At 42.2% G+C, this 14,346-nt stretch carries 16 protein-coding genes; all 16 read left to right on the top strand.

Annotated elements, in window-relative coordinates; genetic code table 11:
• Complete coding sequence (locus ACIQXH_RS03075; protein WP_403122093.1) at nt 1-1,659, top strand: GspE/PulE family protein; 1,659 nt, start codon at nt 1-3, stop codon at nt 1,657-1,659.
• Between the two features lie 10 nt (nt 1,660-1,669).
• Nucleotides 1,670-2,710 carry a type IV pilus twitching motility protein PilT gene (locus ACIQXH_RS03070; protein WP_402875815.1) on the top strand — a complete coding sequence of 347 codons (1,041 nt, stop codon included), beginning with the start codon at nt 1,670-1,672 and terminating at the stop codon, nt 2,708-2,710.
• Nucleotides 2,711-3,922 carry a type II secretion system F family protein gene (locus ACIQXH_RS03065; RefSeq protein WP_402875813.1) on the top strand — a complete coding sequence of 404 codons (1,212 nt, stop codon included), beginning with the start codon at nt 2,711-2,713 and terminating at the stop codon, nt 3,920-3,922.
• Between the two features lie 113 nt (nt 3,923-4,035).
• Nucleotides 4,036-4,485 (top strand): prepilin-type N-terminal cleavage/methylation domain-containing protein, encoded by a 450-nt coding sequence (locus ACIQXH_RS03060; protein WP_402875811.1) that lies wholly within the window; start codon nt 4,036-4,038, stop codon nt 4,483-4,485.
• Between the two features lie 36 nt (nt 4,486-4,521).
• Nucleotides 4,522-5,271 carry a prepilin peptidase gene (locus tag ACIQXH_RS03055; RefSeq protein ID WP_402875809.1) on the top strand — a complete coding sequence of 250 codons (750 nt, stop codon included), beginning with the start codon at nt 4,522-4,524 and terminating at the stop codon, nt 5,269-5,271.
• Nucleotides 5,272-5,295: 24 nt separating this feature from the next.
• Nucleotides 5,296-6,291 (top strand): type IV pilus biogenesis protein PilM, encoded by a 996-nt coding sequence (gene pilM / locus ACIQXH_RS03050; RefSeq protein ID WP_402875808.1) that lies wholly within the window; start codon nt 5,296-5,298, stop codon nt 6,289-6,291.
• A 2-nt stretch (nt 6,292-6,293) separates the two neighbouring features.
• Nucleotides 6,294-6,932 (top strand): PilN domain-containing protein, encoded by a 639-nt coding sequence (locus ACIQXH_RS03045; protein WP_402875806.1) that lies wholly within the window; start codon nt 6,294-6,296, stop codon nt 6,930-6,932.
• Nucleotides 6,929-7,777 (top strand): hypothetical protein, encoded by an 849-nt coding sequence (locus tag ACIQXH_RS03040; RefSeq protein WP_402875804.1) that lies wholly within the window; start codon nt 6,929-6,931, stop codon nt 7,775-7,777. Before ACIQXH_RS03045 ends, ACIQXH_RS03040 begins: the two co-directional genes overlap by 4 nt.
• A 1-nt stretch (nt 7,778) precedes the next feature.
• On the top strand, nt 7,779-8,237 hold the full coding sequence (locus ACIQXH_RS03035; RefSeq protein ID WP_403080582.1) for a type II secretion system protein: 459 nt from the start codon (nt 7,779-7,781) through the stop codon (nt 8,235-8,237).
• 108 nt (nt 8,238-8,345) lie between these two features.
• A complete protein-coding gene (locus ACIQXH_RS03030) occupies nt 8,346-9,329 on the top strand; it encodes a hypothetical protein (protein WP_402875800.1) in 984 nt (327 codons plus the stop codon).
• 204 nt (nt 9,330-9,533) lie between these two features.
• Nucleotides 9,534-10,103, top strand: coding sequence for a Maf family protein (locus ACIQXH_RS03025; RefSeq protein ID WP_403122091.1), 570 nt, complete (start codon nt 9,534-9,536; stop codon nt 10,101-10,103).
• Between the two features lie 58 nt (nt 10,104-10,161).
• The gene (radC, locus tag ACIQXH_RS03020) at nt 10,162-10,836 is read left to right on the top strand and encodes a RadC family protein (protein ID WP_402875860.1); all 675 of its coding nucleotides are present in this window, start codon (nt 10,162-10,164) and stop codon (nt 10,834-10,836) included.
• Between the two features lie 148 nt (nt 10,837-10,984).
• Nucleotides 10,985-12,004: a rod shape-determining protein gene (locus ACIQXH_RS03015; protein ID WP_402875797.1), complete on the top strand. Its 1,020-nt coding sequence runs from the start codon at nt 10,985-10,987 to the stop codon at nt 12,002-12,004.
• Between the two features lie 154 nt (nt 12,005-12,158).
• Nucleotides 12,159-13,031 (top strand): rod shape-determining protein MreC, encoded by an 873-nt coding sequence (gene mreC, locus ACIQXH_RS03010; RefSeq protein ID WP_402875795.1) that lies wholly within the window; start codon nt 12,159-12,161, stop codon nt 13,029-13,031.
• Nucleotides 13,028-13,546, top strand: a complete 519-nt coding sequence (gene mreD, locus ACIQXH_RS03005) for a rod shape-determining protein MreD (protein WP_402875793.1) — start codon at nt 13,028-13,030, stop codon at nt 13,544-13,546. Before mreC ends, mreD begins: the two co-directional genes overlap by 4 nt.
• A 116-nt stretch (nt 13,547-13,662) precedes the next feature.
• A complete protein-coding gene (gene minC, locus ACIQXH_RS03000) occupies nt 13,663-14,346 on the top strand; it encodes a septum site-determining protein MinC (RefSeq protein WP_402875791.1) in 684 nt (227 codons plus the stop codon).

Here is a 14,346-nt window from a genome sequence, read left to right as displayed (position 1 = left end):
ATGGCTCAAACCCGAAAAAGGCTTGGAGACTTATTGGTGGAAGCTGGTTTGATCACGGAAGATCAGCTTCAAATTGCCTTGAAAGATAAAAGTCAGTCTCAAAAGCTTGGTGATGTATTGCTGCAAAAAGGGTATATCACGGAGCAACAGTTGATTGAAGTATTGGAGTTTCAATTAGGCATCCCCCATGTAAGCTTATATAGGTATCCGTTCGATTCGAATATCTTCAGTTTGATTTCGGAGGATACGGCTAAGCGGAACTTAATGATTCCTTTGAAAAAAGAAGGCGAAAAACTCTACGTCGCCATGGCCGACCCGATGGATTTTTATGCCATTGATGATTTGCGGCTCGCAACCGGTTTTCAAATCGAACCAGCCATTGCAACAAAAGATGACATATTGCGCGCGATTGCCAAACATTACACCAATGAGGATGGTCTCGAAGAATTGATGGTTAGCCTTAATCGCGACGTCAATGATGAAGAGGAAACAGTCGATCAGGATTCACCGGTCGTGCGACTTGTCAATCAGTTGCTTTCGAATGCCGTGACGCATAAGGCAAGTGATATTCATATTGATCCCCAGGAAAAGAAATTGGTCGTCCGGTATCGTGTGGATGGTGTATTACGTTTGGAAAAGGTGTTACCCAAGAATATGCAAAATGTTTTAATTGCCAGAATCAAAATCATGGCGAAATTGGACATTACCGAACATAGAGTTCCACAAGATGGCCGGATTAAAGTGAACCTCGGCCATCATCCTGTCGATCTTCGGGTGTCGACTCTTCCCACGATCTTTGGGGAAAAAATTGTCTTGCGGATTCTCGACTTAGGCAATAAGTTGAACGATTTGAAACAACTCGGATTCAATAAATTGAACCTGCAGCGGTTTGAATCCATGATTGCCCAACCAAACGGAATCGTCCTGATAACAGGTCCGACCGGGTCAGGGAAATCTTCGACCTTATATGCGGCCTTAAATCAGCTGAACACCGAGGAAGTCAATATCATTACGATTGAAGATCCGGTTGAGTTTCAGCTTGAAGGTGTGAACCAGATTCAAGTCAATACGAATGTCGGGATGACGTTTGCAACCGGTCTACGTTCCATCCTACGACAAGATCCAAACATCATCATGGTGGGGGAAATCAGGGATAAGGACACGGTAGAGGTGGCTATCCGGGCATCCTTGACAGGGCATTTAGTATTAAGCACGATCCATACGAACGATTCACTAGGAACGATTACTAGATTGATAGATATGGGCGTCGAACCTTTTTTAGTCGCTTCATCCTTGAGCGGAATCATGGCACAGCGATTAGTGAGAAAAGTATGCCGGGATTGTGTCGAAAAACAGGAGCCAAGTAAGCGGGAAATCGATATTTTTGCAAAACGTGGCATGAAAATTGAAAGCATTAACCGGGGGCGTGGGTGTACGTCTTGTAATATGACTGGGTATAAAGGACGGATTGCCCTTCAAGAAATACTGGTCATCAATGATGAAATGAGAAAGCTGATCATGAATGGCGAGCCGCTTAACAAGCTTCGTGAAGTGGCCATGAAATATAAAACGATTTTCTTAATGGATGATGGCTTATTGAAAGTTAAACAAGGACTGACGACTACCGAGGAAATTCTTCGAGTAGCAGTGCTGGAATAGAGGTGTCTGTTTGAGAGCTAAAATTGATAGTTTACTCATGGCGGGCTTTGAATTAAAGGCTTCCGACATCCATATAACGGTGGGCGTACCACCCGTCATGAGATTGAATGGCGAATTGAAGAAATACGGAAAAGAACTGTTGCTTCCAGCCGATACGGAAGGGATGGCTAAAGCGATCATTCCCGAAGAGATGTGGGAGCAATTTAAAGAACGCGGTGAACTGGATTTTTCATACGGCATTCCCGGGATTTCAAGGTTTCGAATCAATACGTATATGCAAAGGTCCTGTGTGGCGTTGGCCGTCCGAATCGTGCCGACGAGAATTCCTACTTTGGATGAACTGCAGTTGCCGTCCATTTTAAAGAAAATCGTCGAAAAGCCTCAAGGTCTTGTCCTTTTGACGGGACCGACGGGTAGCGGAAAATCAACGACACTCGCTTCCATGATTCAATATATGAATCAGACGATGCGTAAGCATATCATAACGTTGGAAGATCCCATCGAATATTTGCATAAGCATCAAAATTGCATCATTGACCAACGTGAAGTGGGTTTCGACACGAATAATTTCGCAAATGGGCTGAGAGCCGCCCTAAGGCAGGATCCCGATACGATTCTTGTAGGAGAGATGCGGGATTTAGAAACCATCCAGACGGCGATTACAGCAGCCGAAACGGGTCATTTGGTGTTTGGGACTTTACATACATCGAGTGCCCCTACGACAATTGACCGGATCATAGATGTCTTTGAACCGGCACAGCAACCTCAGGTCCGAATTCAGCTTGCAAACGTCCTTGTTTCCATCATCTCGCAACGCTTGATTCCGACCGTCGATAAAAAAGGCAGGAAGGCGGCAACCGAGGTTCTTGTTAATAATGCAGCTGTGGCCAATTTAATCCGAAACGAGAAAATCCATCAAATCGTCAATGTTATGCAGACTTCCAAGGCACAGGGCATGCATACCCTTGAAAGTAGCATTAAGGAACTATTGACAGAAGGATTCATATCCAAAGAAAGCGCCCATGCGTTTTTACAGGACAAGGTGGAGTAAATGGCCAGGTTCAAATATTCAGGTCGGAATAAATCAGGAAAAAAGGCGGGAGTCGTCACTGCCGATACAAAGCGTGAGGCAATGGAAAAGCTAAAGCTGGAAGGCATTCGGGTCATCGAAATGACGATGGTACCCGAAACGTTTTTAACAAGGGATCTTTCCATCGGAAACCCAGTGAAACTGCAGCATTTTGTAATTTTTATACGTCAATTCTCCACACTGCTGCAATCAGGGGTCACGGTCGTCGATGCAACGAGCATATTAGCCCAACAAACGGAGAGCAAGCCATTAAGCAAAGCGCTAGAAAGCATCGAACAAGATTTACAGGAAGGGAAGGCACTTTCCCAGGCATGTGCCAAGCATAAAAAGATCTTTTCGACGATGTATATCAATATGGTCAAGGCCGGGGAAGCTGGGGGTAATCTGGATAGTACCTTGGACCGGCTAGCCGATCACTTTGAAAAGCAGCAGGCAACGAGGCAGAAAATCACATCAGCGATGGCCTATCCAGTTGTTGTCGCCTTCGTGGCATTTTTCGTGGTCATCTTTTTATTAACATCCGTTGTGCCAACGTTCGCTGATATGTTCAGCGATTTTGGTGGCGAGTTACCGGCCATAACCCGCTTTGTTTTAGGGGCGAGCGGGTTCATGCAGAAAGCCTGGTACTTGGTCATCCTGTTTGCACTCTTGATCGCCTTTGGGATTGTATCTTTTAAGAAAAATCCGAAGACGAAATACTATTTTGACTACGCGATGCTCAGAATGCCTTTATTCGGAAAGATGATGCAAAAAGCGGTATTGGCAAGAATGACGCGGACCCTCAGTTCCCTGTTCAGTAGCTCCGTACCGATTTTACAGGCGATGAAAATCGTCGAACAGGTAGTTGAAAATGAAGTGGTCGGCCGAGTCATCAGGGAATCACATGATTCCCTGGAGCGGGGCCAGTCAATCACAGACCCGATGAAAAAACATTGGGCTTTTCCACCATTAATCACCCAGATGATATCGATTGGCGAAAAAACAGGGGCCCTGGATGCGATGCTCGGGAAAGTCGCGGACTTTTACGAGAAGGAAGTAGAAGCAAGCACAGACCGCTTAAAGTCGCTTATCGAGCCGCTTATGATCGTCCTCCTTGCGGGAATTGTCGGCACGATCGTCATCTCGATCATGGTGCCGATGTTTGAAATCTTCAACCAAGTGGACAATATGTAAAAAATGTAAGAATAATTACCCCTTAATGCTGTATTTTTCTAGAAATATATAGTAATCTAATAGAAAAGTAACAGTAAAGTAACGAAATGGAAAACGAGAAGAGGAGGATTTATATGAATTTTATTAAAAAACATCTTAAAAATGAACGTGGTCTTACCCTGATTGAGCTATTGGCCGTTGTTGTCATCTTGGGGATCATCGCAGCCATCGCCATCCCAAGCATTGGGGGATTGATCAATAACTCGAAGAAAGATGCCCATATTGCCAATGCACAGCAAATGGTTAGTGGTGCACGGACAGCAGTTGCGGGAAATGATGAAGATATTGATTTAAGTAGTGGTACGGATTCTATAACGTTAGAAGAATTGCAAGATAAGGGTTATGTGGAACCGATAACCGATCCTAGTACCAAGGAAGAATATGAGAGTGGAGTAGTTGAAATCACAAAATCTGCTACTAATGGTTCTTTAACTTTCACAGTCCAATTAACCGGTGCTGCAGATTACTTTGAAACGGCTAAGGATCCAAAAGAGTTGAAAAGATCCGATGTAGTCTTACCTTAAGATATACCCGTACCATGATGGGAGTAAATAAGTTCAATGACTATCTATCTCTTACTCTTCATCCTAGGTCTGACCCTAGGTTCATTCTATAACGTCGTCGGTTTAAGTGTACCGACAAACAAATCGTTTACAAACCGGCGTTCGGCTTGTCCTTCTTGTGGTCGGACCTTGTCGCCGTTCGAGTTAATACCGGTCGTTTCTTATGTGATACAAGGCGGGAAATGCCGTGGCTGTGAAGCCCGGATTTCCCCGCTTTATCCGGTTGTTGAATTGCTGACAGGCATTTTGTTCACTGTCGCTCCTTTATTCCTAGGATGGACCAGTGAATTATGGATGGCCTGGGCATTGATCTCTTTATTGATGATCATCTTCGTTTCCGATATGACTTATATGCTTATACCTGATAAGATCCTGCTTTTTTTTGCAGTGGTTTTTTTATTTTTGCGAGTATTTTATCCACTATCTCCATGGTGGGATTCCATTCTAGGCGCGGCTGTCGGTTTTGGTCTCCTGCTTTTGATTGCCGTGGTAAGTAAGGGTGGAATGGGTGGCGGCGATATCAAATTGTTTGGCGTACTGGGCCTTGCATTGGGATTGAAGCTCGTGCTATTATCATTTCTTTTTGCGACCTTCTATGGGGCTTTCCTTGGTATCATCGGCATTCTGACCGGAATGATTAAGAAGAAAACGGCCATCCCGTTTGGACCGTATATTGTTTTCGGCACGTTAACTGCCTATTTTTGGGGCGATTTTATTTTACAATGGTATTTGCACTTTTTAAGATGACTTTAAAGTAAGGGGTATCTATCTATGGCTTTCTCTTTTTTTAGCGGAAAAAACCGAATAGTGAATTTGATCTTCAAAGATTATGTAATCCGGTATGTAGAGCTAAAGCAAGTGGATCCACCTATCGTGCATGCTTATGGTGAACGTTATCTGCCTCCTGGAATCATTAAAGAAGGGAGAATCCTCGATTATGAAACGTTGCAGATGATTGTAGAGCAATGTGTTGAAGAGTGGGGTCTTTTGAAAAGACAAGTGCGCTTTTTAGTGCCAGACCCGTTTGTCGTGATTCGAAAAATGATGATTCCAGAAGAAATAAAAGAAGATGAGATTGAAGGATTTTTATATTTGGAGCTGGGCACAAGCATTCATTTACCTTTTGAGGATCCGATTTTCGATACGGTATCCCTGGAGGGTAATTCGGAAAGTAAGGAAATTCTCTTGTTTGCAGCTTCGGAAGAGCAAGTCTCGCAATATAGTGATTTGCTGGAAAGTACTAAACTGGAGCCCTTGGCTGCCGATATCTCTTCACTGGCAATCTATCGATTATGGGATATATCTAGAGACTTTGATTCCAGCGAACAGCTCATGTTGTTAGAATTAGATGTGGTTTCGGTGACAGCGACTATTTTTGCTGAAGATAAGCCTGTATTCATGCGTCATATTTTGCTCCCGGATGAGGTTTCCGAATGGGAAGTCGACCACTCATCAAGCGGAATCGAAACGTTAGCTTACCAAGGTAACAGAGAACTTTATTTTCAAACGCTTGAGGATACATATGTAGAGATTGATCGTTTGCTGACCTTTTATAAGTATAATTTAAATAGCGGCCTGGACTCGGTCTCCACCATCTTAGTCACAGGGGACCATCCATATCTGGAAGAGATTTGCGAAAAACTATCAAATCATATGGAACTTCCTATTACAATCTTAAATGAAAACATGCAAATGGTAATGGATGATGGTCCTTTATTGCATCGTTATCACTCTGCCGTTGGATTGGCCATCAAAGGGGTGCAATAATCATGCTTGTCGACATTAATTTACTCCCCAAGAAAGAAAAAAGAAATCCACGCTTCTTCATCTATCTCATTCTTTTAGTCATAATTGCTTTAGCGGCGGGTGTGTTGTTCTATTGGCAATATTCTTTGCAAACAGTCCGAATTAAAAGCATGGATAAACAGATTTTGCAAGTGAGGGATGCGACTGCAACCGTGGAACAAAATCTGATTAATACACAGAAATCCGGAAGTTCCGTTACTGAATTGCATCGTGTCATTGAGTGGGCTGATACTTTTCCCATCGATACGGTGTTTATGTTGCAACAATTAACGTCATTGCTCCCTGAACGAGGTTTTTTCGATGAATTTACCTATAAAGAGGATGGATCCATCGAATTAACGATTCAGTTTGACGCAACAAGACAGGCTGCCAATTATTTAACGGAATTGACGAAGTCCAATTTGATTGCTTCTGCGAACGTGGATTCAGTAAAGAGCGATGAGCCGGGAAAAGATGAGGACGCAAGCCTTGATGAAAATACAGGCCCTTATCTTCCTCGCTATTTGGCCGTTTATACGATTATCCCCGATCAAGTGGCCTTAAAAGAGGCAGTGAAAGAAGACGAGGAACAAGCAGCGGAAAAGGGAGGGGCTTCTGAATGAAAAGAGGATTCAATAAAAAACAGCTCTTTTTATTGAGCGGTACCTTTCTTATCCTTATCTTGTTATTTATCTTTTTATACTTTTACTTGCTCGATCCCGTGAAAAAGGAATTGGTCGCCAAGACATCCGAATTGAAAAATGAGGAGCAGATTCTGTCGATGGTACAAATGAAAGTGGAGACGGGAGCCGGGATTGATTTTGAGTCGACGACAGAGCTGCAAAAAAGGCTACCTGTACAACCATTAACGGATCAATTCGTGTTGAATATGGAAAAAGCAGAGGTCGTATCGAATAGCTTTATTATCGATATGGAGTTCACGGACGGGGAAACTTCCGAGGAGACTGTACTGGATGAAGCAACGGAAGAAGCTACATCTACGGATGATGCATCCGGAAGTTCAGAGAATCGTGCACAAGACTCTGAAACAACAGAGAACGAAAATTCCTCGGGGACAGCGAATGCAACAGCAACAACACCCAAAGTCGAGAATAACGTACAGGAAGCACCGGGCACATTGCCTAATAGCTTGAAAAAGATTTCAGCGAAGATAAATGTCAGGTCATCATCTTATGAAGAGATGCTGGAATTCATACGAACCATTCAGTCCACTAATCGTATCGTGACGATAGATAGTTTAACATTTAAGGGTGCGGAGGAAATCACTAAACGGGATCAAAACCTAGAACCTTTGAAATATGAACTGATTGTAACGGCCTATTACTATCCTTCATTAACGGATTTGCAAGACCAGACCCCGATTGTCGTAACACCAAAACCTAGTGAAAAGAAAAATCCATTCAACACAAATGAAAGAGATGATGCTGATATGGATAAGGGCAATTAGGATGAGGGAGCGAAAATGTAGGAATGTGGATAATGAAAAGGGCATGACATTGATGGAAGTCTTGGCGGTGATTGTCATCTTAGGGATACTGGCTGCAGTGGCCGTCCCGATTTTTTTCAATGTGATACAGAATTCGCGGACGAATGCATTCGTTTCAAATGGTTATGCTTTTAGGGATGCTTCGAATTTTTATTTAAAGGATAAGGTCATGCGTGGAGATCGTGTGACAGAAATCAGCTATCAGGAGCTTGTCGAAGCTGGTTTTCTCGATAAGGTGGTAGACCCTGATACGAAAGAGTACTGGGACCCTTCAATTAATGAATCCTATGTGACTGCCTTGGATAATAAGGTCGTAGGAATATGTCTATACGGTGAGAAACGTAAACTTTGCGGTGATGAAGGAGATGGGAAAGCTATCCCTTTTGAAGATGTATCACCTGAATTAGTGACAGATAAATGAAAAGAGAAAAATGACGAAACCTATTAATGACAAGACGACAAAAGTCTTGTTATTTTTTTTTGCCCCTATGTTAGGATGAAAAAAATGAAGCAGAGAGGAGGAAGAAAAGTGGACAAGTCCGAAAAACGTAAAGGGGTAAAGATTAAAATAAATGGAGAAGAAAAAATATTTGTGGGTGAAAATAAGCGGGAGTCTACAGAGGAAATTCCAGAGGCTGCAAGTAAGGAACAACCGGATGATAGTTTCGAGTGGATTTTGCCGGATGATTCCGTAGAAAACAAGGTTGTATTGGTTCCTACACCACCTAAGAAGAAAATGCCGAAGCTTATCGGTTTTAATACACATACGGGCAAACGCCCTGGTAACAGGTCTTTAAAGACTTTTGTGATTGCTGTTTTTTGTGCGATTTTATTTGGATCGGTACTGGGCCTTATCGCCGTAAATACCATAACGAAGGAAAAGGCAACGGATTCTCCGGTCGAAACAGCTATCACGACGACGGCATCCCCAGTTGTAAAGAATGATAGCGGGGGTGAAAAAGGGCAGGGGATGGGACTGAAAACGTTCCTGGTTCAAGGTGGGATATTCAGTAGCGAGGATGCCGCGAAACAAATCCAGGAGAAAATCGTGGAAAAACAGGTTCCTGCTGAAATATTCAAAATGGAGGACAGCTATTATTTATTCCTAGGTTCAGCTGAAAGCTTGATTTCAAGTAAAGAGCTAGCTTTATTTTTAAAGACCTATGATGTGGAAGTATTTTGGAAGGAAATTGATTTAAAAGCGTCGGGAATAAGTGCAGAAGAAGAGAAAACGCTGGATGTCATGAAGGGGATTTATTCATCCCTATCAGAGATTTCATCAGGAGAGCTTCGTGGGAAGGAAACGAAATGGGATGCTGAAACGTTGAAAAAAGATATGGATAAGCTAAAGGATGAGAAACTTTCATCTGAGCTTTCACAGATGAACACCCATTTAGCGGCCGCAGCCAAGCTGATCAGTGAGTATGAGACGTCCAAAAAGGATGAACAGCTATTAGAGGCACAGGGAAAACTATTGAAGTTTCTAAAGGGTTTTCAAAGTATGGGGAGTTAAGAACAGGTATGTGAAGGGGAAGCTGTTTTCTAAAGAAAAAGTTCCCCTTTAGGAGGAAATTGTTTGAATTAGGGACCTTTTTTTATTTTCCAGGAAATAAGACTGAATCTTTGTCGATTCCTGGTAAACAATAATTGTGGAATTCTTCATAATTTGATAGGATGAAAAGGTATCTCTCCTAGTAAAGAAAGGTGAATTTTTATTATGCATTCATTAATTTTAGCTTCTTCATCACCACGCCGTAAAGAACTTCTACAATTCCTACAAATCCCCTTCGAAAGTATGAATTCCAATGTCGATGAAAGTATTGACGAAAACATGCAGGCAGAGGACGCAGTGCAAGAATTAGCTGTAAGGAAAGCGGAAGCCATTGCAACAAGATATCCGGACAGTTGGGTAATCGGTTCCGATACCGTCGTGGTACTTGACGGGCAAATCCTCGGAAAGCCGGCCAATCGTGCTGATGGAAAAAGAATGCTTGAAATGTTATCGGGTAGAACACACGAAGTTTATACAGGTGTGGCCATCCTATATGGTGAGCACAGCAGCGTATTCGCAGAAAAAACGGAAGTGACTTTTTGGGAGCTATCAGAACCTGAAATCGAACGTTATCTGGACAGTGGTGAACCATTTGATAAAGCTGGGAGCTATGGGATTCAAGGGTTGGGTTCGCTTCTTGTCAAACAAATCAATGGGGACTATTTCTCGGTAGTCGGACTCCCAGTTTCAAGGCTAGCAAGAGAATTAAAGATGATGGAATCCGCGTGCACGTAAGATTTCGGACTGATTTCCTCCCTTTTATTCAGGAAGGGTGGATGCTTTGAGTGAAAAGATGTTAATCAGGGATTATCCGAAAGAAGAGAGGCCTCGTGAAAGGTTCTTGCAGGACGGTCCCCAGAGTCTCTCGAATCAAGAGTTACTTGCGCTATTGTTAAGGACGGGATCTAAGGAGGAATCTGTGCTTCAGCTCTCCAATAGGCTTATCAAGGCTTTTGAGGGATTCCGGCTTTTGAAAGAAGCGTCCGTAGAGGAATTGACTGAAATCAAGGGAATCGGGGAAGCGAAAGCAATTCAAATTCTAGCATCGGTAGAGCTTGGCCGACGAATCCATAAATTAAATGATCAAGACCGCTATGTTATCCGTTCCCCGGAAGACGGGGCCAATTATTGCATGGAAGAAATGCGTTTTTTGTCGCAGGAACATTTTGTTTGTCTTTACTTAAATACGAAAAACCAAGTCCTTCATAAACGAACTGTCTTCATAGGCAGCCTCAACGCTTCGATTGTGCACCCACGCGAAGTATTTAAAGAAGCCTTCCGTAGGTCGGCAGCCTCTATCATTTGTCTTCATAACCACCCCTCCGGAGATCCTTCTCCCAGCAGAGAAGATATTGAAGTGACAAAAAGGTTAGTAGAATGTGGTAAAATAATGGGGATAGAAGTACTGGACCATATCATCATCGGGGAGCATAAATATGTGAGTTTAAAGGAAAAAGGTTATTTATGACACTATCCAAATTTTTGACGATACGATATAATGTTGTTTATGATTTTTAAAAGAGGGAACTTTTTTCAAAAACCTATTGTCAAAAAACGACAAATTATCATTTGAACTTATAAAAAGGCATTTTTGTTTACGAAAGGGAGATACCATAATGTTTGGAATTGGCGCAAGAGATATAGGAATTGATTTAGGAACGGCGAATACGCTAGTTTATGTTAAAGGAAAAGGCATTGCCGTCCGTGAACCGTCGGTTGTTGCCGTGCAGACAGATACAAAGCAGATCGTTGCTGTCGGTAAAGACGCAAAAAACATGATTGGCCGTACACCGGGAAATGTAGTGGCACTTCGTCCTATGAAAGATGGCGTAATCGCTGATTATGAAACAACGGCTACGATGATGAAATATTATATGAAAGAAGCTCAGAAAAAAGGCGTATTTGGCAACAAGCCATATGTCATGATTTGTGTGCCTTCAGGAATTACGGCTGTTGAACAACGTGCAGTGATTGACGCAGCTAGACAAGCTGGTGCTCGTGATGCTTATCCGATTGAAGAGCCATTTGCAGCTGCTATCGGAGCGGATCTTCCTGTTTGGGAACCTACAGGCAGCATGGTTGTTGATATTGGTGGAGGTACTACGGAAGTGGCCATCATTTCTCTTGGAGGTATCGTGACAAGCCAGTCAATCCGCATTGCTGGTGATGAGATGGACGATGCAATCATCGTTTACATACGTAAAAACTACAACTTGATGATTGGTGAGCGTACATCGGAAGCTATTAAAATGGAAATCGGTTCTGCAGGTGATACAGAAGGAATCGAAAACATGGAAATTCGTGGTCGTGACTTATTGACGGGTCTTCCAAAAACGATTGAAATTACGGCAGAGGAAATATCCAAAGCATTGCGTGATACAGTATCAGCCATTGTGGATTCTGTCAAAAACACATTGGAAAAAACTCCACCTGAACTTGCAGCTGACATCATGGATAGAGGCATAGTATTGACAGGTGGCGGAGCTTTACTGCGTAATTTGGATAAAGTCATCAGTGAAGAAACGCAAATGCCGGTTATTATTGCTGAAAATCCTCTTGATTGTGTAGCTATTGGAACAGGGAAAGCCTTGGACCATATTCACTTATTCAAGACGAAATCTAGAGATTCTCGCTAAGCGGTACTTATAAAAAAGGCCGGCTCAACAAAAGATCGCAATTTTGAGCCGGCTTTTCTATTTTTTTACCTGTCTTAAATGTGTAGTTTTTTGACAGAGGATATTATTATACTTCATGCAAATAGAGTAAATTAAAATAGAGGTGCAGATCATCATGCCACAGTTTTTTAATAAAAAGCTCCTTCTCTTGCTCGTTAGTATTATCGTTCTCGTGGCATTGATCGGTTTTTCATTAAAAGAGAGAGAAGAGTTAACTTGGCCCGAAAAGTTCTTGAAGGATACAACCGGTTGGGTTGGTAATGTGTTTAATAAACCAGTATCGGGTATTACAGGTTTTGTAGGGGATTTAAAAGACCTTCAGCATACATACGATGAAAACAAGAAATTAAAAGCTCGTCTGGATGAATACGTCTTGTTGAAAACGCAGGTGCAGGATTTGAAAGAAGAAAATGAAGAGCTTCGTGATAATCTTAAAAAAGAAGATGACTTGCGAAAGTATGCACCCATTCAGTCAACGGTCATAGGTCGTAATCCGGATCGCTGGCATGAAATGCTAACGATTAACAAAGGCGAGCGTAACGGTGTGGAAAAAAATATGGCTGTCATCACTGCCAATGGCTTGATTGGTAAAGTTAAAGCCACGACTGAATTCACGGCTTCCGTTCAGCTTTTGAGTTCGATCGATAAAGCGAACCGCGTCTCAGCTATCGTCCAGGGTAATGATAAGGCATATGGTTTGATAGAAGGGTTCGATGATGAGAAGAATCTTCTATTGATGAAACGGATTCCTTATGATAAAAAGATCAAGAAGAACTCCACGGTCATCACATCCGGTTATGGCGGGATCTTTCCTAAAGGTCTGCTAATTGGTAAGGTTGTTGACGTGAAGGTGGATCAATATGGGTTGAACCAAACCGCATATATTGAGCCGTCAACCGATTTCTATGATATCAATAATGTAATGGTCGTTAAACGTGAAGTTGAGGGAGCTGAAGAAGAAATTGAAGGGGAGGATGAAGCTAAGTGAAACATTTCATCCTTTCTTTAGTAGCCTTGCTTTTCTTCGTTTTTGAAAGTATTTTTGCGCAACTTTTCGCGGGGGATGTCTTTGGAACCAATAACATTCTCGTTCCCCGTTTCATGATCATTTTCGTCTTCTTCCTGACCATGTATGGTTCAAGGAAGCTGGGGATGTTGTATGGAGCTATTTTGGGGCTGACCTATGATGTCGTATATACGGAGATTTTGGGAATTTATATGTTCCTTTTACCTTTCCTAGCATACTTGATTTCCAAAAGTATGAAGATCCTTCAAAACAATATTCTTATTACCTGTTTAATGGCACTTGTCTTTACGGCACTTGTTGAGGGTGTGTCATATCAAATGAATCATATTCTTACTTTTGCGGATATGGGATTCGGGGAATTTGCAGAACGGAGATTCATTCCAACGCTCATATTGAATCTCGTTTTTATTATTATTAGTTGCTACCCTTTAAAGAGACTTATTGAAAAGTTTGATTTGCAGGGAGAAATGGAATAACGTTCACTGGACTGTTGGATGCGGTCTAAAATGTATTTTCTCTTTAACATGTGCGTAGAAAAAGGTAAATTGTTTTCCTATGTCGAATTATATTTCATTGAGGTGAAACAAACGTCATGAATAAAAGAATTCAGCAAAATGTTATGATTAAGGGGACAAAGGACGGGTTTATGCTTCATCTCGATGATTCTTGCTCATTTTCCGAATTATTGAAAGAGTTAGAAGTGAAGCTTTCGGCAAACTATCAGTTTCAAGAGAACGACCCGTCCATTTCCGTTAAAGTACATACCGGGAACCGCTATCTAGATGCAGAACAGAAGGAAAAAATCAAAGAAGTTATTCATAAAAAGAAAAAGCTTATCGTCGATGAGTTGATTTCGAATGTCATGTCAAAGGAAGATGCGAAACAGTGGAAAGACGAAAACCAAGTGACAACTTTGACCAGGGTGATAAGATCGGGACAGGTTTTTGAAGTGCCCGGCGATTTGTTGCTCATTGGCGATGTCAATCCAGATGGTACTGTCCGAGCTGGTGGGAGCATCTATATTATGGGACAGCTGAGAGGCATTGCCCACGCTGGTTATTTGGGGAATAAAAAGGCCATCATCGCTGCATCCATCATGAAACCTGCACAATTGCGAATTGCGGGGAAAGTGAACTTATCTCCTGACCAATATACGAAATTTGGACATGACTTGGAATGTGCGTTCATGGACGACGAAGAAAATATCATCATTGATAAACTGCAAGTTTTGAAGAAATATAGACCTAATTTAAATAGATTAGAAGGGGGTCTCTAA

Source organism: Peribacillus sp. NPDC097225, from assembly GCF_044761955.1.
In the GTDB taxonomy this organism is placed as follows: Bacteria; Bacillota; Bacilli; order Bacillales; family DSM-1321; genus Peribacillus.
This window is presented reverse-complemented; position numbering and strand designations above follow the sequence as displayed.